Source organism: Microbacterium nymphoidis (genome assembly GCF_021044885.1).
GTDB lineage: Bacteria > Actinomycetota > Actinomycetes > Actinomycetales > Microbacteriaceae > Microbacterium > Microbacterium nymphoidis.
In genome coordinates, this window is sequence record NZ_JAJNOD010000005.1 from 1 (window position 1) to 21737 (window position 21737).

The window sequence follows — 21737 nt, forward strand, 5'->3', positions numbered from 1 at the left end:
CCCAAAAAGGGGTGACGAGGTTATTTGGCATTTGACAAGTGCACGCTGTTGAGTTCTCAAGGATCGGATGCTCCCACACACCACCCACACGGGGCTTAGCTGCGGGGCAACTTCTCTAGCCTAGACCAGAACCCGCACCGCGTCAAACCGACACGCCGCGACCCGAAGTCCAGGCAACCACCACGAAACAACCCCAGCACAACAGCACCAGGATCATCATCGAGGGGGATCGTCCACCAGCTTGAGGGGAGCCGGACCCGGAGGCCCTCCGCTCTACCCTGTGGGGCGAACAGGAACTAACTTACGCGGAACCCACGCCCACGACAAATCCCGGTGAACAACGGGCGTGTCGCACTCGCTCGCTCAGGACGCGAACCGATCGCACGCGGCACGCAGCGCCCGACGCGTCCCGGGCTCCGCCGCCGAGTGACCGGCATCCGGCACGATGATGAACTCCGCCTCGGGCATCGCCTCATGCAGAGCCCATGCCGTCATCATCGGAGTGCACATGTCGTAGCGCCCCTGCACGATCACCGTGGGGATGTGCCGGATGTGTGCAGCATCCTCGATGAGCTGGTTCTCACGGAACCATCCACCGTGCATGAAGAAGTGGTTCTCGATCCGCGCGAACGCGGCGGCCCGCCTGGCATCAGCCATCTCGTCGACGGCCTCCTCGTCACGGACAAGGGTGACCGTTCCGGCCTCCCACTGCGACCACGCCACTGCGGCCGGGAGATGCACGGCGGGATTCGGATCGAAGAGGCGCCGGTGGTACGCCTCGATCATGCGGTTGCGCTCCAGGGGCGGGATCTGCTCCTCGTATGCGCGCCAGTGATCCGGGAACACCGCGGCGGCGCCACCCTCATAGAACCACTCCAGCTCCTCACGCCGCAGCGTGAAGATCCCCCGGAGCACCAGTTCCGTCACGGCGTCCGGGTGCGTCTGCGCGTAGGCGAGCGCCAGCGCGGATCCCCAGGAGCCGCCGAACACCTGCCAGGCACTGATGCCGAGGTTCTTGCGCAGCAGCTCCATGTCCGCCACCAGATGCCATGTGGTGTTGTGACGCATGTCGGCGTCAGGATCGCTGGCGTGCGGCGTGGACTTGCCGGCGCCCCGCTGGTCGAACAGGACGATGCGGTACTTCTCCGGATCGAAGAAGCGTCGCTGCCATGGTGAGGTGCCGGATCCCGGACCGCCATGGACGAACACCACAGGCTTGCCTTCCGGATTCCCGCTTTGCTCCCAGTAGATGCGGTGGCCGTCGCCCACCAGCAGCTGTCCCGTCTCATACGGCTCGATCGCCGGATAGAGGTCTTCGTCGAGCCCCTGCTCGTCAGTCATGTCGTTCCCCCACCGGTGCGCTGTCGGCGCGCACCTGTCATCGTGCTCTTAGAGCGGGCCGTCGAAGGTGTCGCAGGCATTGATCCCCTGCGTGTACCCCGTCCAGAACCAGTTCTGCCGCTGCTCACTGGATCCGTGCGTCCAGGTGTCCGGATTCACGTAGCCGCTGCGGCTCTGAATGTTGTTGTCCCCCACGGCTGCCGCCGCATTCAGCGCGTCCTTGATCTGAGCCTCAGTGGGCTCCTTCATGTAGGGCACACCGTTCTTGTCCTTGGACTGCGTGATGTTCTTGATCCATCCGCCTGCGAAGCAGTCCGCTTGCAGTTCGGTGCGCACGCTGTTGCTGTCGGCGCCGGTGCCGTTGTTCGGATACTTCTCCATCACGCCGATGAGGTTCTGCACGTGGTGGCCGTACTCGTGGCCCACGACATAGAGCTGCGCGAGGTTGCCGGCGCTGGCGCCGAACTGCTGGCGCATGATCACGAAGAAGGACGGATCCACGTACACGCTCTGATCCGGCGGACAGTAGAACGGCCCCATCTGGTTGCTGGCCGTGCCGCATGCGGACTCCGTCGTGCCGGAGTACACCACCTCGGTGGGCTTCACGTAGCCGTCCATATTCGCGGCCCAGAAATCGTCGAGCAGCAGGCTGGCCGCAGCGAGCCGGCAGTCGTCGTTGGCGTTGGCGTCGGCGCCCGTCTTGCAATCGGCGAACTCGCCGGTGGCGGCGGTCGTCTCCTGCTGCTGCGGCTGACCGCCGGTGCCGACGATCCCGCTCAGATCCACCTGGCCGTTGGTCAGGATGGCGACGAGCGCCACCACGATGGCGCCGAGCCCGACGGCCCCGCCGCCCACCACCATGCCGGTCCGACGGCCACCGCCGCGACGCTGCGCGGTGTTGTCGCTCACATCGGCGTTGGGATTGAACGTCATCCCTCAACGGTACTCGCCCAAAGCCACAACACACGGGAACGATGCACACGCATTCTGCGCCGTCACGAGGCGGTTCCTGTCTGAGGCACCCCTCTAAACTGGAGAGGTCGGCGCGCGCGATGCCCTTTCCGCAAGCGCCTCGGGAGGAGGGTCCACATGTTCACGCCCCTGTCCGATTTCCCCGAGATCGACCATCTCATCCCGTTGTTCGGTCAGATCGACATCGACCTGACGATCATCCTCATCGTCGCCGGCATCCTCATCATCGCCCTGGTAACGGCCCTGGCACCCAAGGTGGGCGTCGCTGGTCCCCTTGTGCTCGTGGCACTCGGTATCGGCATCACGTTGATCCCCGGGACGCCGAACCTGTACCTGCCCCCGGAATGGATCCTCATCGGGATCCTGCCGCCACTGCTGTACGCCGCCGCAGTCTCGCTTCCCGCGATGGAGTTCCGGCGGGACTTCAGCGCCATCGGCGGACTCTCGGTGCTGCTGGTCCTGCTTTCCTCTCTCGTGCTCGGGCTCGTCTTCAGCCTCCTCATCCCCGATGTCGGATTCGCGGTCGGCGTGGCGCTCGGCGCCGTGCTGAGCCCCACCGATGCCGTGGCCACCTCGATCGTCAAGAAGCTCGGCACCTCGCCCCGTGTCGTGACGATGCTGGAGGGTGAGAGCCTGCTCAACGACGCCACCGCGCTCGTGCTTCTGAAGACCGCCATCGCTGCGAGCTCCGGTGCCTTCGCCCTCTGGGGCAGCGTCGGCACGTTCAGCTGGGCCGTCGTGATCGCTGTCGGCATCGGTGGGCTCGTGGGCTGGGTGAACCTGCGCGTTCGCGCCTGGATCCCCTCGACGACGGCCGCCACCGCCATCAGCTTCGTGGTGCCCTACGTCGCCTACCTCCCCAGCGAACACCTGGGTGGCTCGGGGCTCGTGGCCGCAGTGGTGGCCGGCATCGTCACCGGTCAGGGCGCCGCACGATACTTCACCGCGGAGCAGCGACTGAGCGACCGAGTGAACTGGCGCACGATCGAACTGATGCTGGAAGGCGCCGTCTTCCTCATCATGGGCCTGGAGCTCAGCTCGGTCATCAACAGCGGCGACGAGGACATCCTCGGCAATGCCGCCTTCCTCGCGCTTCTCGCATTCCTCGTGATCATGGTGATGCGGACGCTCTACGTCATCCCCCTGGTCTGGATGCAGGGGCGGCGGGCGAAGCGCGGAGAGACGATCCGCCCGCATCTGGAGCAGGCACGCGACCGGTTCCAGAACGTCACCGTGGAGCAGGTCGCGGAGCGGGGAGCGCGAAACCCGGAGCGCCGGCTCGCCAGCTTCCGCAAGCGCATCTCCCGCTCGCTCGGCGACATCGCCTATCTCGAGTCGTCGCAGCTCGGATGGCGCGAGGGCGCCCTGATCGTCTGGGCGGGTATGCGTGGCGCCGTAACCTTGGCCGCGGCGCAGACGCTGCCACAGGACACGCCCAACCGCAGCCTGCTCATCCTGATCGCCTTCCTGGTGGCCGTGGGCACCCTGCTGCTGCAGGGATCCACGATCAAGCCGCTGATCCGTGCCCTGGGCCTCACCGGAGCGAAGGACGACGCCGACAGTGCGGAGCAGCTCGCCGAGCTCAACGCTGCCCTGCGCGAAGCCGCGTCGAAGGCGCTGGCCAACCCCGATCTGCACCGCGAGGACGGCCGTCCCTTCGACCCGGCTCTGCTGGCCGCCGCCCGGGAGCGCATGGTCGCCCCGCCGGATGAGGCGGAAGGCGCCACGATGGACGAGCTGCGGGCCATCCGCCTCGTCATCATCCAGGCGCAGCGACAGCGCCTCACCTCTGCCCGATCGAACGGCCGCTACAGCACCGCGATGCTGCGACGGGTGCTGGAAGGACTGGACGCCGAGGAACTCAGCATTCGCGCACACCTCCCCGAGTGACCTGGCGCCCTGGCGACTCCCATCGTGCAGGCTGCAGATTCGCGGCCGATCGGCGGTGACTTCACCGGAGCGATGTCGGTGCCGTCAGGCACAATGGAGCACAGGACGAACGACGGAGAAGGACATGACGGACGGCGCGATGACGGGCACGGACTCCAGCAACGACACGGGGCTGATTCCTGTCGCCCACACGGCTGCGGAGTGCCCGAAGTGCTTCTCCGAGCTGCAGTCGGACAGCACGTGGTGGCGGGCACGGCCCGAAGGATCTCGACTGGTGGGTCTGGTCGTCGTCCGTGACGACATGCCTTCGCTCATCGAGCAGCGTGAAGACCTTTCGCGCTTCGGCGTGCCGATCGAGGGATTCCGCCACCCGGCCCCGGAGACGCTCGAATCCTGGGAGCAACGCCTCACGCGGTTCTTCGGCACTCTCCGACGCGGTGACGTTCTGGTGGTCTCCTCCGTGCACGCGCTGGGTCGCGATCTGTCCGAGGAACAGCGGACCATGGCCGAGCTTCGCCGGCGCGGCATCATCATCAAGGTGCTGAGCCACGGCGCCAAACACCTCAGCGACGCGATCCGGTAACGACGCGGGCGGGTGAGCGGCATGGGCGGGTGAGCGGCACGGGCGCTAGGGTGCGCAGAGGCGCGCCGGCACAGTGCTCGCGGCTCCGTTGTCGCGCAGGACGCTGACGGCGATGCACACCTGGACCGCGTCCCCGCGGGGAACGGTGACCGTCGCCGTCTCCACGACTTCGGCCTCCTCGTCGCGGCCGGCGTTCACGATGTTCCAGAGGTAGCGATCGCCCGGGAGGGCATCCGGGTTCGTCCACGTGAACACGACGTCGCCGCCCTCGACACGACCGGCGAGATCCTCGGGGGAGGGAACGGCGGTCACGACGATGTTCTGCGGGGCGGCGCTCGGCCCCGGGTCCGGGGTGCGGACGGTCGCCGCGAGGACACTCGCGGCGACCACGACCGCGACGACGACGAGCCCGGAGGTGATGACCGCCACCCGTCCCCACGGCTTCGACCACAGGGATGCGATCCCCGAGGCGGTGCGGTGACGTCGCGGTTCGACATCGACGACGGCGGGCGAGTTGGAGGTAGCGGCTTCGGTGGTCGAGTCCGTGCCGGTGAGCGGCGGCGCGCCGACGAGAGGCGCGATGCTCACGACGCTGCGCACCCGGGTCAGCCCGTCTGCTTCGCCGTCCTCGTCGCTCCGGTCCGGCGCGTCGTCGATGATGTCGATCACCGTCACGGCCATCGACAGCTCGATCTGAACCTTCTGTAGCGCGCGGGCGAACGCGAGCGCCGAGGGATGCCGATCCTCCGGCGACTTTGACAGCGCGCGCAGCAGCGTACGCTGCAGAGACTCGGGTATGTCCGCACGAGGGATGGGCTGGGCCGGCATCCTCTCGATGCGATCGATCAGATCCAGGCTGGTGGCGGCGCGCTCGGCCTCGAACGGGCTGTGCCCGGCGAGCAGGGTGTAGAGGGTGGCGGCGAGCGCATAGATGTCGGCTTCGGGGCCGCCGAAGGGCTGCTCGGCGAACATCTCGGGAGCGGACCACGGAATCGACACCCCCGCAGCTGTCTCCGCGGCCGACGTCGACGCGATGCCGAAGTCCGTGAGCGCCGGGTGGTCATACTCGGTGAACAGAACGTTGGCGGGCTTGATGTCGCGATGCATCACCCCGGCGCGATGCACGGTCTCCACCGCGGCGGCGATCATGATGCCGACGCGGAGAACCTCCGGAACCGACAGCGGACGAGCCCGGTACCGCGCCTGCAGTGTGGGCCGCGGCGCGTACTCCATGACGAGGTACGGGCGTCCGTCGGGTGCCTCTCCCGCACCGTGGACGGTGACGATCGACGGGTGCGTGGACAGCATGGCCATCACGTTCGCCTCTGCGGCGAACTCCGCCAGGGCGGACCGGCTCATCCGGTCGGTGTGCAAGACCTTGATGGCCACCCGCCGCCGGGGCATGTGCTGCTCGAAAAGGTAGACGTCGGCGAACCCACCCGAGCCGATGAGCTCCACGAAGGTGTAGCCGGGAAGCTCGGGTGGTGGCGCCGCTCGACGTCGGGGACTCACGGAATGTCCTCGAACCTGAGCGTCACGTCGTCGCCGATGTCCAGCACGTCACCCGAGAGCACCATCGTCGCCTCGCCGGGGTGCAGGCGCAGCGGACCGTCGCCCTCACGCAGCAGCATCGTGCCGTTCGTGGTGTTGAGGTCGGTGACAGTGACCGCTTCACCATCGCGGCGGATCTCGACATGGTTGCGGGAGATGTCGTGCGTCGGGCTTGCAACGGTGATGAGCTCCGGAATGTCATCGCTCATGCCCTGCTCGATCCGCGGACGACGTCCGACGATGAGAGTGCGGTCCAGGTCGAGAACGGCACCAGTGGACAGCACGACGCGACCACGGGTCGCACGGTCCGTGTCCGGGGATCCGCCCGCTTCACCCGAGGTATGAGTGCCGTCCAGATCGATACCGAACTCCGCATAGAAGTCGGGGGCATCCTCGAAGTCCGCGGCCGTGGCAGCACCCGGGTCGGTATCCGACACCAAGCCGGCCGCGCGGGCCGCGTCGAGGAAGGACTGCTCGACGGTGTGTCCGTCGTGATCGCCGGTGATCCCGGCTGCCGCCATGCTGTGCTGCCCCGCGGGCGAGTCGGGCTCCGCCTCATTCCAGTGCAGCGACATGGCGGTCCCACCCGTCACGCCCGGGTCGATGACGGCCTCCCCTGTCACGGTCTGATCAGACTCCTCGTCCGCGGAGTTCTCGTCCGTGGGGTGGGTGCCGTCGTGTGAGATGGCATCATCACCGCGGTCGGCGGCGCCAGCCTGGTGGGCGAGATCGCCGTGAGGGCCGCCGCTGTTGCCGAACCCAGCGCGGTCGTCGCCCTCGGCGAGGCTATCGGTGGCGATGGGGCGGGCGATGCCACCCGTGGCGGAGAAGTCCCTGCTGTTGTCGACGCCCTCGTTGGCGACGCCATCGCTGTGGGCATCGTTGTTGTGGACATCGTTGTTATCGACGGCCTCGTCGGAAACGGCATCTTCCCCGTCCGAGAGGGGGTCGCTGTCGCCATGCGCGTGGGCACCGTCGTCCGCGTGAGAACCGTCGTCCGCGACAGCGCCGTGGTCCGCGATGACACCCTCGTTCGCCGGGGCACCGTCGTACACAACGCTGCTGCCCACAACGCTGTCATTCACAACGCCGTTCTCGACAACGCTGTCGTCCACAACGCCGCCGTCCACAACGCTGTCGTCTGCCGCGCTCTCGGCGTCGACGCCATCGTCCCTCGTGCGGTCGTCGGTCGGGTCTTCACTCGCGGAACCGCCCTCCGCCGCAGCCGTTTCCGGCTCGTCGTCGGCACGTTCGTCCTCGTCAGCGCCGGTCGGTTCCGGAGCATCGATGGCCGCAGCGTCGGTGGTCGCTCCGACCGGTGCCGCCGCCACCGTGCTGCCAGCCGGATGGTCCTGCGTGCCGACGGCGACGAGGCCGGCGCGCGCGATGCCGGAAATGAGCGGAAGCAGGGTCTCATCGATCTGCGACTCCGGGGGCGTGACCAGGAGCGCGACATGGACGGGAAGCTCCTGCTCGACCCAGGTCTCCATGCGACCTCCGGTGATCAGCTCCTGCCGGGCACCATCGTCATAGACCACCCGGACGTCGCCCCTCACCGCGACCCTCAGGTCCGGACCATGACCGATCGCGATGGCGAACGGGGGGACCGCGGACAGCGGTGCGCCCGCAGTGGCGGTCATGGCGTCGATCACGGCCGCGATACGACCCGAATCCAGCGCCCGCCACACTCGCTCGAGAGTGGAGGCCGCCATGTGGCCCGGGAGGAGAACGAAACCGTTCTCCTTCGCGATGACGTACCAGTCGCCGCTGGCGTATTGCATGATGCCGATGCTCGTATGTGTGCTCATCGTGATGAGTCCTTCCCCAGATGCGGGCTCTCGCCCTGTCCCAATCCCCGCGATGTCGCCGCTGGCGCGGCCTCCCGCGTCCCGTTCGCCCCGCCCCAGCGGGTGCCCGGCGCCGTGTCCTCGTCGTCTTCCGACAAGGACACGTCTCGAGCGTCGACGACGATCACGGTGATGTTGTCCCGGCCTCCGGCCGGTGGTTCGTCTGCCCCGGCGTCTCCGTGGAGAGCCGCGAACATGAGATGAGTGACCGCGCTGCGCGGATCTGTCGTGTTGGTGAGGATCGCCGCGATCTGCTCGTCGCTCACCTCGTTGGTGAGGCCATCGCTGCACACCAGCAGGCGATCACCACGGGCCGCGGGAATCATCCAGATGTCCGCGACCCCGTCACTGCCCGCACCGATCGCACGGGTGATGACGTTGCGCCCTGTTCGCGCGGCGAGATCCGGACGGCTGCTCGCGATCAGCTCCTGCACCATCGAGTGATCGACGGTGATCTGCGTGAGACGCCCCTGCGCCAGCCGATAGGTTCGGGAGTCGCCCACGTTGGCGATCAGCCAGTAGCCGGCACCGTCCACGTCCGACACGGCGACCCCGGTGAGGGTGCTGCCCGCCGGCCGGCCGGCGCCGCCGACCCGCTCGACCCGGCGGCGGGCCCGAGTCAGCGCGTCCTGCAACTGCTCGACCGATACGGACGGCTGCGCCGCGAGCTCGGCGCATTCGGCCACGACGATCCCGCTGGCAACGTCTCCTGCGGCATGGCCGCCCATGCCGTCTGCCACGAGGAACAGGGGCGGCTGAGCGATGTGCGAGTCCTCGTTGCTGCGACGGCGCAGGCCCGGATGCGTCGCGGACGCCCAGTCCACGGTGATGGGAGCAGTGGCGCTCATCACATCACCTCCACACGGGCGCGACGAGAGCCGATCTCGAGGAGATCACCGGTCTGCAACCGGGTGAACTCCCCCGGGGCAGCCGCAGTGGTCACGCCTTCGCGGCGAATACGCACCCCGTTCGTGGAGTGCAGATCGACCAGCCCGATGTCGGCGCCGCTGCGCTGCACGCGAAAGTGCGACTTCGACAACGAGAGCGAATCGTCGAAGACGATCGCGAGGCCATCCTCCTCCCCACCGACCGGGTTACGACCGAACACCGTGTCTCGCTCCACCTCACACAGCGTGCCATCGTCCCACATGATCGTGACGAATGTGGAGGGGTTCTGAAGCAGGTGCGCGACCAGGTCCTCTGCCGCGGACGGACCGGACATCGAGACCGCAGGAACAGGCGGCGTCGCGCGCACCGGAGCGCCTGGAGCCTGCTCAGCCGCCACCTGCCGATCGCGCGCGGGCGGAGAGACGACGATGGCGGGTCGCGTCGAGCGACCCGAACGCGCCGTGATGGTGAGTGGCGGCGCAGGCGGACGGGTGATCGCGGGCGGCTCGTCGCCGGGTCGCGGGCGTTCCTCACGGGTCGCCTGCACCGGCGCCAAAGAGCTCAGCTGCCCGCCGCGCGCTCGCCGGGCGTTGCGGATCCGGGCGCGTTCGGCGCGGATCCGGTCATCCGTGATGCCGGGCACGCTCTCGATGACATCGGCAGTGCGCTCCGGAGGTTCCGTGGTGAGGTAACGACTCACCCGAGATACCGGGACGTCACGGATCGGCTCGGCAGCAACCGCGTCGGCACTGACTCCCGCGAGCCACTCCTCCGCGCGCTTCTCCTCCTGCAATACGGCCGGCACCACCGGCATCCGCCGGTTCTGCTGCACCATGGACGCTGCCACGATCTTGTCGTGCCACCCACGGCGAGCCCCGCGATCGAACAACGGCGTGAAGAAGCCGATGACCGCGGCGCACAGCAGCAGGAAAACGGTGTTTCGTGCCAGGGCGCGCGCGAAGCCGATCGGGAGAAGGTCGTGCACGCCGATGAGCCGGATACCGACCATCTGCATTCCGACTGACCCCTCCCCGGCCTGAAGCGCGCTGTGCACGAGGAGCCATACCGCGATGACTCCCGCGACGACCAGCGGGGTGTGCCCGGTTCCCGTCAGCGTCAGCACTGCCGTGACCAACGAGGCCAGTACGACGGGAATCACCGCGTCAATCGCGCATGCCAGAATCCGACGGCTGATGCCGGCGGCTTGCCGCTGCGTCATCATCGCCCCCTTTCCGCCGTCGCGGAGAGCGCGGACGTATCACCATCGGGTCCCCCACCACCACGTGATCGTCCCCGCGCACCGATCACGGAACGCAGACTGATCCTTGCACGCATGCGACGGGCCCGACCGACCGAGAGGCGCATTCCGTGGACAACTCGTCCAGCCTCGTCCCAGAAAGCCTCTCCCTCGGCACCGTCCGCGGTCGCGGGTCCGAAGACGCCCGCGTCGGCGCGATGTGCCAGGGGAAGGACGGCCACGTCCGGAAATGCGCGCTGGAGGGTCCGTGCGGTCTCCACCCGCGTCGCGCCGGCGCGGACCGGAACCCGGAGGTCGACGGCGCGATCGACGATCTCATCCCAGCCGCCGGCGATTCGAGCGGGCACGCTGACCGATCTCTGACGCCGCCGCCGACGCATCTCCTTGATCAGGAGCACGATCACCCCCGGGGCAAGAAGCAGCGCTCCACCTCCGACGACAGCCGCCGACAGCGCGATCGAGCCCCAGTCGATGCTTGCCTCCTCCGGCTTGTCCTGCTCTTCGCCGTTGTCGCGATCGTTGGGCGCCAGAGGGGTGTCGTCCACGGCTTCCTGTGGGGGAATCGGGGGCTGCAGCACCTGTGGTCTCGGGTCGCTCCGGGGTCGCGGCGCCGACTCCCTCGGTACCTTGTCGGGCGGCGGTGCCGGATCGAAAGCCACCCAGCCGTGCCCGGCGAAGGCGACCTCCACCCAGGCGTGGAGGTTGTCCCCGTTCGCGACGAACGGATCGGTGATCGCACCATCGCCCGAGGGATACCACCCCATGACGACGCGGGCGGGAATGCCCAGCTGTGCCGCCATGAGCATCATGGTCACCGCATACTGCTCGTCGTCTCCGACGATGGTGTCGCTGTCGAGGAAATCGTGAAGACGGACTGCCCCGTGACCGGAGAGGGACGGGGCGTCACCCTCGAGTCCGTGGCTGAAGTAGCCCGTGGATGACAGCCATCCGGCCAGCGCCTCGACCTTCTCCAGCGGAGTCGTAGCGTCAGCGGTGGCCTGCGAGGCGAGCGCGGCGACCTCTTCGGGCACGTTCACTGCGGGCGGCATGCGCACCGCGGCGAACGGGGCATCGGCGAGCGATGCCCGCGACGGGGACCGCTCGATCGTCGTCTCGACCGTGTAGACCATTCCCGGTGCCAGGCCAGCGGTGTTGAGCGCGGTCTGGGTCTGGTCGTTGTAATAGGTGTTTCGTCGTTCGGTGGCACCTGCCGTCCGTGCCGCCGGATCGTAGGTGAGCTCCTGAACCGCACCCACCGTCGGCACCCAGACGCCGGTGTAGTCGCCGACCACCACGCCCACCCGCGTGAGCGTGCTCTCGTCGGCGGCACCGCCGGACAGCGGCAGAAAGCGGCCGGAGCCGGCCGAAGCGCCATCGGATGCCTGCAGCACGAGCCCGTCGTAGGCGTCGAGGGCCGCGAGGCGCACGCGCGCGCCCGTCGGCAACCCCGTGATGGTGAACTGGGCGCTGTCGGCGTGGTCTCGCACGAAGGCGCGGAATGACTGCAGGGGACTGGTGTAGTCGTGCGGCTGGAGGGGCGGCACGACGTGATCGCGCGCCACGACCCGGTCGGTCCGGCCACCGTCGAAGAGATAGGCGCCTCCCGCCGATCCCCCCACCATCGCGATGAGAAGCACGGCGGCAGCCGCGACGACCCGGCGGCGGCGAATCGCGCGCAGATGGACCGCGGTGGCCTCCGTGGACGCATGAAGGAGATGACGCGACGGGTCCAGGGCATGGCGAACCCCCAGCCAGGCGATCAAGACGACCGCGAAGGCAGCCCCCGCGACCACGGGCAACTCGGCAGTGCGGGAGCCGAGGAGGGCCACGGCTGCCGCGGTCAGACCGAGGGGCAGCAACGCCCAGGCGGCATGCTTCAGACGCAGCGCGGCCGACGCCGACGTCACCCCGCACACCGTCATCAGGATGAACGGCACGAGGGCGTGCTCGTCGGTGGAGAGCGGAAGCCCGGCCGTGATGAACGACTTCCACGCGGTCACGATGCCGGTGGTGAGAGATCGGAAGCTCTCGAGCGTCGGGATGGCGAAGAACGTCGTACCGGGGAGCGCGGCCGCTGCGCCCACGAGGAAGTAGCCCGCGACCGTCGCGAGGACGGTCAGCGGGAGGGCCCAGGCACGCAGGGAGGCCACAACCGCGATCGCGACGCCGAGGCCGGTTCCGATCCCAACCGTGAGCAGGAAGCCGAGCCCGTCGAACACGGGCTGAAAGCCGCAGCCGATGATCAGGCACAGGACGACGACCGCGATGACGTCGATCATCATCCGCCGAGCGCGGGTGCCCCGGAGCCCTTCGCGCACGGAGGTCACGACAGCACCCGTCGGACGGCGCGCGGAAGCTCCTCGAGCCTCGGCACATGCAGCACGTCAGCCGTGCCGACACGACGCCGCACGCTCTCCGATTCGGGATCGGCCACCACCACGAGCGTGCGTCCCCCGGCGGGCAGGCGTCCACATGCCGCGTGCAGCGCAGCTGCGGAGGCCTGCGCTCCGCACACCAGGATCACCAGCGCTGCCTGGTGCGCATGGGGTGCGATGCGCACCCCGAGGGCGTCGATGCCCGTGCCGCCTGCAGAAGAGAACGAGACCAGGGAGAACTCATCGAGCAGACGTCCTTCACCGGTGTCCGTCACCACGCGCCCCTGCATCAGCACGGCGAGATCTCGGGAATCCGCGAGCGCGTGCATACCGAACGACGCCGCGATACTCACGGCGAGTTCGAACTCATCCGGGTCGCTGTAGTCGTCCGGGTGCGTGCTGAGGCCGATGACGAATCGCGATCTCCGGGTCTCCTCGTACTGACGCACCAGGACCTCACCGGCGCGCGCCGTGGAGCGCCAGTGGACGTGGCGGAGATCGTCACCCGGCGTGTACTCGCGCAGCGCGTGGAAGGAGACGTCGTCACGGGAGAGGTCCGGTGTGGCCAGGCCTTCGAGATCACGGACCCGCCCGAGCGACAGCCCGACGAGTGGAACCGTGAGGGGGTGGACATACAGAGTATGGGCGTCATCGCGGTGGGAGATCCGCTCGAAGAGGCCGAGGGGGTCGCCGCGGAGCACGCTCACCGGTCCCACAGCGAGCGCACCACGCGCGGCCGTCGGGATAGAGAACAGATCGTCGCGGGTCTCTCCCGCGGGCATCCGTGGCACGTCGAAGGAGCCCCAGCCCGATCCGACGGGCAGCATCAGTCGCGCGGGCGCCAGCGAGCGCGTGGTCGGGTTCGTCACCGTCAGGCTGCCGTAGGCACGCTCCCCCGCCACCACTCGCGTGCGGTTCAGAGCGATCCTGATGTCGTACGCGGTACGTCCGATGAGGAACAGGGCCGATTGGATCATGACCAGCCCCGCCACCAGTGCGGCAGTCGCGAACTCCGCCCAGCCCAGCAGGGTCGCTGCGATACCGACGCCCACCGAGCACGAAAGCAGCAGCCATCCCAGTGGACGCAGGGTGCGCAGGCTCTCTGCGGCCGATGTCACGCGGGCGCGCCGTGTGGCTTGCCGGGTCTGCGTGGTCGCCGTCTCGTCGGGTACGGCGCGCGTCGGCCACGCTCGCAGCGTGCGGGTGCGGCGAGCGTCAGCGGGACGAGACGGCGAGGACATCATTGCGGATCACTCCGGTGCAATGGGGCATCGACCGTGGCGATGACACGTGCCAGCACCGCCGCGGCGGTCATGCCGCTGTACTCCGCCTCGGGGTCGAGCACGATGCGGTGCTGCCACACGGGCCCGAGAAGCGCTTTGATGTCGTCCGGGAGCACATAGTGGCGTCCGAGCGAGGCCGCCCGGACGCGCGCGATCCGCACCATGGCGATCGCGCCGCGTACGGATACGCCCAGGCGCACGGAGTCGTGATCACGCGTGGCTTCGGCGAGCATGGCGATGTAGCGCAGCACGGCGGAGTCGATGTGAACTGTGGCGGCCAGCTCTGTCATGTCCGAGACCGCGTCGGTCGTGATCATGGCGGACAGGGCCGGCTGGGAGACCCGCGTGCCAGTGGCGGCGAGGATCGTCTCGGTGGCATCGAGGTCCGGGTAGCCGATGGACGTCTTCACCAGGAACCGGTCCAGCTGCGCTTCCGGGAGGCGGTAGGTTCCGGCCGTCTCTATGGGGTTCTGTGTCGCGAGCACGAGGAACGGGCGGCCCACGGCGTGAGCGACGCCGTCGATCGTGATGCGCCCCTCTTCCATGACCTCGAGGAGCGCCGATTGCGTCTTCGGCGAGGCGCGGTTGATCTCGTCGGCGAGCACGATCGATGCGAACACCGGTCCGCGATGAAACTCGAACTCCTGCGTCCGCTGGTCGTAGATCGTGACGCCGGTGACATCGCTGGGGAGAAGGTCGGGCGTGAACTGGATCCGGCTGCTCGTTCCCTGAACCGTGGCCGCGAGCGCCTTCGCGAGGCTGGTCTTACCGGTTCCGGGCGCGTCTTCGAGGAGGACGTGTCCTTCAGCGAGCATCGCCTGCAGCACGAGCGCCACGATGTCGGACTTGCCGATGAGCGCTGCTCCGACATGGCCGACAAGGCGCGCGAACGCGTCGGCGAACCAGACGGCCTGCTCGGGGTTCATCGGCACCGGTTCGGTGGTCGATGCATCCGGCGCATCGCTCGGCGGATCGTCCGACAGGAGTGGCGGGTTCTCTTCAAGCATGAAGTGGGTCTTCCTTGTCGCGGGAGTTCGGGTCGGGTAACGGGTTCTGGGGTGGCGGTGCGCCTACTCGGACTTGCGTCCGGTCGAGCAAGAATCGAAGGGGCGGCAGGAGTTGGACAACGTGCGTGGCGCATAGGGGGACCCGCTCTCCCACTCGATGACGAGCCAGATCTCGTCTCCTGCGGCGCCGCGGCAATAGGGCAGGCCGACCGTGGTGTTCGTGGGCGCCGGCCGGTCGTAGCGCACGGTCACCGTGCCGTTCACCACACACTCGTACGCCACGCTGCCGGTGCCGTAGATGCCGTGATACACGACATCCTGACCAGGGCGGCCATCGTCGAGGGTGACGTCGTTGCCGAGAGCCAGCGTGCCCAGGGTGACGGTCGACGGATCGGGCCCGGTCTTCACCGGGACCACCGTGGGCTGGCTCTTCGCGTGATTGGCGTCGATCGCCCACAGGGTCACGGATCCGTCGAAGTTCCACCCGACATCGAACGTTGTCGTGCCGCTGGGCACGTCGATCTGCTCCTGCCCGCCGCTGAGCTGCCAGGTGACGTTGGTGACCGGGGAACCATTGCTCGCACCAGGCGACCACGTCAACGTGACCTGTGTACGATTCACCTCCGCGGAGGCACTGGGGGGTGCCGGCGGTCCGGCGGGCACCACCGAGTTGGAGTCGGCCGATGCCGGCCCCGGGTACCGGTTGCCGTCCACCACGGTGACGGCCCGAACGCGCACGGAGTAAGCCGTGCCGTTGTTCGCCGGGATGGCACCGCCCTGGGTTCCGCCCGGGAGCGGTTGCCACGGCGCACCGTTCAGCGCGTACTCGTACTCGATCTGCGAAGGATCGGCGCCGTTGCCGGCGACCGCCGCAAAGGAGCGCAGGATCACTCGGCCGTCACCGGAGAGCAGCCCGATACCGGAGGGCTGTCCGGGCGTCGCGATGGCGTTGACCGGCGCCGACTGCGGACTCGAGGGGCCGGGACCACGCCCGTTGATGGCCACCACCGAGAACGAATACAGCTCACGCGTGCCCGCGACGTGATAGTCGACGGACGCGGTGGCGGAGGAGATCTGGGTGAGCTGAGCGCCGTCGCGGATCACCGTCAGGACGTATCCCGTGATCGGTGAACCGTTCGCCGCGGGGGCCTGCCACTGCACGCTCAGGGTGGCACCCGTATCCGTCGGGGCGCCGACGACCACCGTGGGCGCGGCCGGAGCCGACGGCGGGCCCGACGGCGTGGCCGGGCTGGATGACGCCGACCAATCGGAACTCACCCCGGCATCCGTGGTCGCCTGTACGCGGAAGGTGTACGAGACGCCGTTCTGGAGTCCGGTGAACGAGGCGTTCGCTGCACGGACGGTCTGCACCGCCGATCCGGTGGGAGGCGCCGGGGAGATCTCCACGTTGTAGAGCGTCACCGGGGGTGCCGATGCAGCCCACCCGGCGACGATCACTCCGTCGTCCGCAGCGATCGACAACTGACCCGGAGCGGCGGGACGGGCCTGCGGCCGCACCGTGTCGGACAGTGCGGACGGTGACGACGTGCCGACCGCGTTCGTCGCGGTGACCTGGAAGCGGTAATCCCGGCCGGCGACGAGGCCCCCGATGGTGCAGGCGGTCGATTCACACGACATAGTGACGGAGCCGTCCTCAGAGGAGACCGTGTATCCCGTGATGGGCGACCCGTTCGACTCCGGCGGACTCCAGGACAGCATCACGGAGTTCTCCGTGAGGCCACCGACCGTCGGCCGGCCGGGGGCGGACGGACGGTCGCGCACGGTGACGCTCAGCAGCCCGTCGACCTCACGTGCCGCGTCATCGGAGCCGTCGGCGATGCGGTAGCGAACCGTGAGCGTCCCGGTGAAGCCGGCGTCGGGAGTCACCGTGACTGCGGCCCCCTCGAACGTCACGGCGCCCTCACCCGCGAGAAGCGTGGCTGCGACCACGCGCAGCGGAGTGTCCGGGTACGGATTGGTGTCGTTCGCGGTGACGTCGATGGTGCGTGCAACGCCCGCCACGGCATCGGTGACGACATCGGCGACGGCGACGGCGAGCGGGCGCTCGGTTCGCGTCGTGCGGATCTGGAAGGTGGCGGCGACCGGATCGGACTTCCCGTCCGTCGCCGTCACCGTGACCGAGCCCACGAGCCCGACGACTCCATCGGCGGGAGCCGACACCGACAGGGCCTCTCCGGTGACCGCGGCGGTGATTCCGTCGGGGGCGGATCCGAGGAGGGCGTAGTGCATGGCGGCGAGATCACCATCGTCGGGATCGCGGGTGAGGTCGGTGAGCGACAGCGTCGTGGGTGCTTCACCCCGGGGGACGGTGATCGTCGCGCCCGAGAACGTCGGCGGAGTATTGCTCGTGTCCGCGGGGAGCACGGTCACGGGGATCGAGAGCAGTGCCGTCCGTCCGCCCGGATCGTCCGCGGTCGTGCCGTCCGTCACGAGCACGGTGAGCGCATCCGATCCGGAGTAGTTCACACGCGAGCGGTACTGCAGGGTCCGGTCATCGACGATGAGCCCGCTGCCGTCGTCGTGCAACGCCGAGACCTGGTTGCGATCGGCGATCATGACCGGCAGATCGCCCTGCGTCCGCACATGGTCGGCGAGTTCCACGGTGACCAGCTCTCCCGAACGCACCGTGACGGCACCTGCCGTGGGAGAGAGCTCGGGTCGGAGGTCGCCGAGCGCGGGAACGAACAGGAACGCCGAATCCTGTAGTCCGTCCGCGTCGGTGACCGTGTACGGGATCAGCTGGCGCTGCGTCTCGACCGTGACCCGGATGCTCTGACCGGCGCCGAGCTCGGCAGTGGTCGGCTCCGGGAGGGACACCGTGAGCGCATCGGTGGTGCCGTCAGGATCGGAGTCGTTCGCTCTGACATCCACCGAGACGACGCGATCATCCGGAACCTGTTCCAGTCGGATGCGATCATCACGAGCGAGCGGCGGCTGCGGCGGCACCGTACTGTCCACCGTCAGGTCGATGACGCCGACGGCGGTGGCTCCGCGGCTGTCCTGTGCGGTGTACTGCAACGCGGTGCGGACCTTCTCACCCTCAGGAAGGTCCGGCGTGGTGATGACCACGCGGCCGCCGTCCACACGCGCCTCCAGACCCGGGATGTCGGCGGGAACGGCGAGCGCATCGGCGATGAGCGTCAGCGGGGTGTCGCCGTCGGGGTCGCTGTCGTTGTCGAGCGGGCTGACATCGATCACCCGCCCCGGCGCGGCGATCACGTGGTCGGCGACCGCGAACGGTGCCTGGTTGTCGGGGAGCGCGCCGGCGATCCCCACGCGAACCGTCGCGACGGCTTCGGCCCCCAGGCGATCACGCACTCGGTACGTGAACAGATCCGTGCCCGCCGAGTCGGCGAAGGCCTCGTACTCGATCCGGTCGTCCACGGTGGCGATCACACGTCCGCGCGTGGGCGCGGTCGTGATGCCGACGAGTTCCACGGAGTCGCCCTCGGGATCGATCCCGTCCAGCGGGACCGCAATCGCCACGACGCCACCGGCGATCACGCGCGCGGTGAGATCACGGGGCGTCGGAGCGGCGTTGCCGGCCTCATCGACAGGCAGCACCTGGAAGGTGACGTCCCCCGAGACGCGCTGTCCGAGAGCATCCGCGACCTCGTACCGGGCGCGCACCTCCCCGGGCTGCGCACCCGCGCGGAATCGCACCGTGTCGCCGGAAACGAAGATCTGATCGGCGGCATCGGCGGGAACGACATCCCGAAGTTCGCGGGAGAGGGTCAGCGGGGAATGGATGGGGGATGAATCGTTGTCGAGAACGTGCGCGGTGGCAGCGTCGCCGGCGCGCACCACCACGACATCGGGCGTCGCCTCGGGAGCTTCCTGGCCGGTGGACGGCTGCAGCGGAATCACGATCACGTCGCCCTCGGCGGACTGCGATCCGTTGGAGATCACGTACCGGACACGCGTCTGCTGGGACAGCCCTGCGTCGGCGATCCGCAGTGTCTGGTTGTTCACGAGGGAGATGGCGATGCCCGGATTGTCCGTCGTCACGGACTGGACCACCAGCACTCCCCCGGCAGGATCGACGTCGTTCTCGAGCACACCGGTCAGCACTTCTCCCCCGACGGGCAGGAGCGCGGTGTCCTGAACCGCGATCGGAGGCTGGGCGGCGCCAGCGGCGTCGATCACATCGATGCGGACCACGCCCGACGCCGACGCCGACCCCGCCGACACGCGATAAGTGACGTACCGGGTGCCGAGTGAATCGGCCCGGAAGCTGAAGGACCCGTTCAGATAGTCCGGTACGACGGTGGCGGTGGCGTGCTCCTGGACCAGCGAGAGCTTCAGCACATCCTGACCGGCGGAGAGATCATTCACCAGCGGCGAGACGATCACCTGCTCCCCCACTCGGGCGATGACGTGATCGGGGTTGGTGACAGGCGACGTGCTGCCGGGGGCCCGGACGTCGAACCGGAGCACTCCCGACGCGCTCGCTGCTCCGTCGGAGAGCACGATCTGGACGTCGACCGGCCCGCTCGAGCCGCCGATGGCCCGGAACGTCACTCTGCCGTCCGGGGTGAACGACACCTCGTCGCCATCGGCGGCCACGGCCGACTGCAGATAGATGTCATCGCCATCCGGATCCCGCCAGTCCGGCAGAAGGTTGTATGTCGTCGCCGCGCCGGCCTCCACCGGGATGATCTGATCGGCGCGCACCTGCTCCGGGGCACCGTTCTGGGAGGGCGGGTGGACGGTCACCGTCACCATCGCGCTGCCCGTGCCGCCTCGCCCATCGTCGACTGCGTACGGCACCGTCATGGTGCCGTCGGCGGATTCCGGGACATCCAGCTGGAGCGCCTGCGCGTTGAGGATGGGTCGTACCGTACCGAGCTGGGTGGACGGGCTCTCGACGCTCACGGTGAGAACATCGCCGTCCGCGTCGCTGTCGTTCTCGAGAACGGGTAGCACCGTGGCCCGACCAGCCCGGACGCCGTAGGAATCGTCGTTCGCGACAGGGTCGGTGTTCTCTTCCCCACGCTCGGGCTGAGCCTGTTCCGGAGTGTCGCGGGATGACTCGCCGCGCTCGTCGCTCTCGCCGTCCGGCGGCGTGAGATCGTTCCAGTTGTCAATGCGCTGCAGCGCGGAATCCAGCATCCAGGCCACGCCGTTGATGGTGTCGTTCAGCAGCACGGATTGCCGGTTTACCCGGAACGTGAGCGCGACCTGCGGGCCGACGCCCTCGATGGTGGTGTCGATGAGTTCCGCGTCATCCGCGCACTCCCGGAGGAAAGCGGCCGTGCCGCCCCATGCGGCGTAGGTGCATCCGGCCAGCCGCACGGGTGCCGCAGGACTGCCTCCCGGCGTGGCCGGTGCCCGCTCTGTGACGGCACCACCGGCGAGCTGGACGGTGATCACGGCATCCGGCGAGGCGACGCGCACCGCCGGATCGTCATCCGAGGGCTGCTGCAGCACGAGAGCCGGCCCCTCGGCATCGGCGGGCAGCTCGGCCCGCAGTCCGCGCGCGGTGTACAGCGTCCGCGAGGTGCGATCCAGCACCACAGGCTCGGAGCCGACCGCGGAGATCGTGAGCTCGTCCTGCGGATCGATCCCCTCCAGCGCGCGTGTCTCAGCGGCGCCGACGCTTCCCATCGGGGAGACGCGGATCGAGGTGAGCTCGCCGGACTCAGCGGACACGGCGTGCACGGTGCCGGTCCGGTCGACCACGACGGCGGAACCGCTGTCGAGCGTGCGCTCGACAGGCATGGACGGAGAGAAACTGGCCAGCGCGGACACCGGCATCACCCACAGATCCCCGGTGGCGGTGTCGTGCACGGTGACCGTTCCGCCGCCCAGCGAGACCTCCGCCGTCGACGGCACGGCCACCGAGCCACGCACCGTGTAGCTCACGGGGTCGAGGACGCCGATCTGCCCGGCCGATGTGATCAGCACATCGGAGCCCGACTGCAGCACGTCGTAGTCGGCGGCCTGGGAACGCGCGACACCGTCCACGACCGACGCGCTCGGGTTGACGTGCCCGACTAGCAGCGCGCTCTGCTTCGTGATCCACACACCGCCGTCGTTCAGATCGACCTCGGCGGCGGGCGTCCCGTCGTAGGCGACCGCCATCGTCGCGACAGCGATCCCCGTGACGGCGATCGCGGCCGTGGTGGCGATCGCCGTACGGCGTCGACGCATCCAAGATTTTGCCGTCCCCAAGCGGCACCCCAGCTTTCCTCAGCACCGTTCCCCGCGGATGACTCCGCAGCTTTCCCCAAAGCGGAACGGTCAGATCATCCTACTGGTCGTCGGCGACATCCGCACCGCAGATGGCGAGGGTTATCCACAGCCTCTGAGGAGACATCACTCGTCGCCGCCGGAGCCGACGGGGAAGTTGTCGCGGAACAGATGCCGGGGATCGATGCGCTCTGTGATGCGCCGGAGCCGTGCCAGCGTGCTCGGCGGGATGGCCTCCGCGATGCGGGCCGGCCGGTCCGACGCTTCGAAGCTGGTGTACAGGCCCGTCGAACGCCGCCCCCGCGGCTCCCACATCAGGTCGAGCCGCTGCGCATCGCTGCCGAACGCGACCACCGAGAACTGCGCGTCGCGGTGCGCGAACGCGGACTCGTCGGCGCCCACGTCCGAGGCGGCACCGCGGAGTGCGCGGATCTGGAAGGAGGGCCGGCCGCTGCGCATCTGATGCGCGGCGGCGGTGACGACGTCGGCGGACAGCTCACGAAACAATCCCGAACGGGTGACGGGCGCA

The 21737-nt window shown here is 68.7% G+C and carries 13 protein-coding genes; 2 read left to right on the top strand and 11 right to left on the bottom strand.

The genetic code is table 11. The annotated features are described in order from the left end of the window. Positions 1 to 363: 363 nt before the first annotated feature. Positions 364 to 1341 carry a prolyl aminopeptidase gene (gene pip, locus LQ566_RS14135; protein ID WP_231092370.1) on the bottom strand — a complete coding sequence of 326 codons (978 nt, stop codon included), beginning with the start codon at positions 1339 to 1341 and terminating at the stop codon, positions 364 to 366. 48 nt (positions 1342 to 1389) lie between these two features. Further along, the gene (ypfJ, locus tag LQ566_RS14140; protein ID WP_231092371.1) at positions 1390 to 2274 is read right to left on the bottom strand and encodes a KPN_02809 family neutral zinc metallopeptidase; all 885 of its coding nucleotides are present in this window, start codon (positions 2272 to 2274) and stop codon (positions 1390 to 1392) included. 156 nt (positions 2275 to 2430) lie between these two features. Between ypfJ and LQ566_RS14145 the strand changes: the two genes are divergently transcribed. Both LQ566_RS14145 and LQ566_RS14150 read left to right on the top strand, forming a co-directional pair. Then, positions 2431 to 4203, top strand: a complete 1773-nt coding sequence (locus LQ566_RS14145) for a cation:proton antiporter (RefSeq protein ID WP_231092372.1) — start codon at positions 2431 to 2433, stop codon at positions 4201 to 4203. Between the two features lie 124 nt (positions 4204 to 4327). After that, entirely contained in the window at positions 4328 to 4786 is a 459-nt protein-coding gene (locus LQ566_RS14150; protein ID WP_231092373.1) for a recombinase family protein, read from the top strand. Between the two features lie 45 nt (positions 4787 to 4831). Here LQ566_RS14150 and LQ566_RS14155 read toward each other — a convergent pair whose 3' ends face one another. The 9 genes from LQ566_RS14155 to LQ566_RS14195 all read right to left on the bottom strand — a co-directional run bounded on the left by LQ566_RS14155 (position 4832) and on the right by LQ566_RS14195 (position 21715). Then, positions 4832 to 6298: a serine/threonine-protein kinase gene (locus tag LQ566_RS14155; protein WP_231092374.1), complete on the bottom strand. Its 1467-nt coding sequence runs from the start codon at positions 6296 to 6298 to the stop codon at positions 4832 to 4834. Further along, positions 6295 to 8145, bottom strand: a complete 1851-nt coding sequence (locus tag LQ566_RS14160; RefSeq protein ID WP_231092375.1) for an FHA domain-containing protein — start codon at positions 8143 to 8145, stop codon at positions 6295 to 6297. The genes LQ566_RS14155 and LQ566_RS14160 overlap by 4 nt, the downstream gene beginning before the upstream one ends. After that, the gene (locus tag LQ566_RS14165; protein WP_231092376.1) at positions 8142 to 9032 is read right to left on the bottom strand and encodes a PP2C family protein-serine/threonine phosphatase; all 891 of its coding nucleotides are present in this window, start codon (positions 9030 to 9032) and stop codon (positions 8142 to 8144) included. The genes LQ566_RS14160 and LQ566_RS14165 overlap by 4 nt, the downstream gene beginning before the upstream one ends. Then, positions 9032 to 10291, bottom strand: a complete 1260-nt coding sequence (locus tag LQ566_RS14170; protein WP_231092377.1) for an RDD family protein — start codon at positions 10289 to 10291, stop codon at positions 9032 to 9034. Before LQ566_RS14170 ends, LQ566_RS14165 begins: the two co-directional genes overlap by 1 nt. Further along, positions 10291 to 12657: a transglutaminase-like domain-containing protein gene (locus tag LQ566_RS14175; protein ID WP_231092378.1), complete on the bottom strand. Its 2367-nt coding sequence runs from the start codon at positions 12655 to 12657 to the stop codon at positions 10291 to 10293. The genes LQ566_RS14170 and LQ566_RS14175 overlap by 1 nt, the downstream gene beginning before the upstream one ends. Further along, positions 12654 to 13949, bottom strand: coding sequence for a DUF58 domain-containing protein (locus LQ566_RS14180; protein ID WP_231092379.1), 1296 nt, complete (start codon positions 13947 to 13949; stop codon positions 12654 to 12656). The genes LQ566_RS14175 and LQ566_RS14180 overlap by 4 nt, the downstream gene beginning before the upstream one ends. Further along, on the bottom strand, positions 13946 to 14920 hold the full coding sequence (locus tag LQ566_RS14185) for an AAA family ATPase (protein WP_231092568.1): 975 nt from the start codon (positions 14918 to 14920) through the stop codon (positions 13946 to 13948). The genes LQ566_RS14180 and LQ566_RS14185 overlap by 4 nt, the downstream gene beginning before the upstream one ends. 138 nt (positions 14921 to 15058) lie before the next feature. Next, entirely contained in the window at positions 15059 to 21169 is a 6111-nt protein-coding gene (locus tag LQ566_RS14190; RefSeq protein WP_231092380.1) for an Ig-like domain-containing protein, read from the bottom strand. 165 nt (positions 21170 to 21334) lie between these two features. Further along, on the bottom strand, positions 21335 to 21715 hold the full coding sequence (locus tag LQ566_RS14195; RefSeq protein WP_231092381.1) for a hypothetical protein: 381 nt from the start codon (positions 21713 to 21715) through the stop codon (positions 21335 to 21337). Positions 21716 to 21737: the final 22 nt, after the last annotated feature.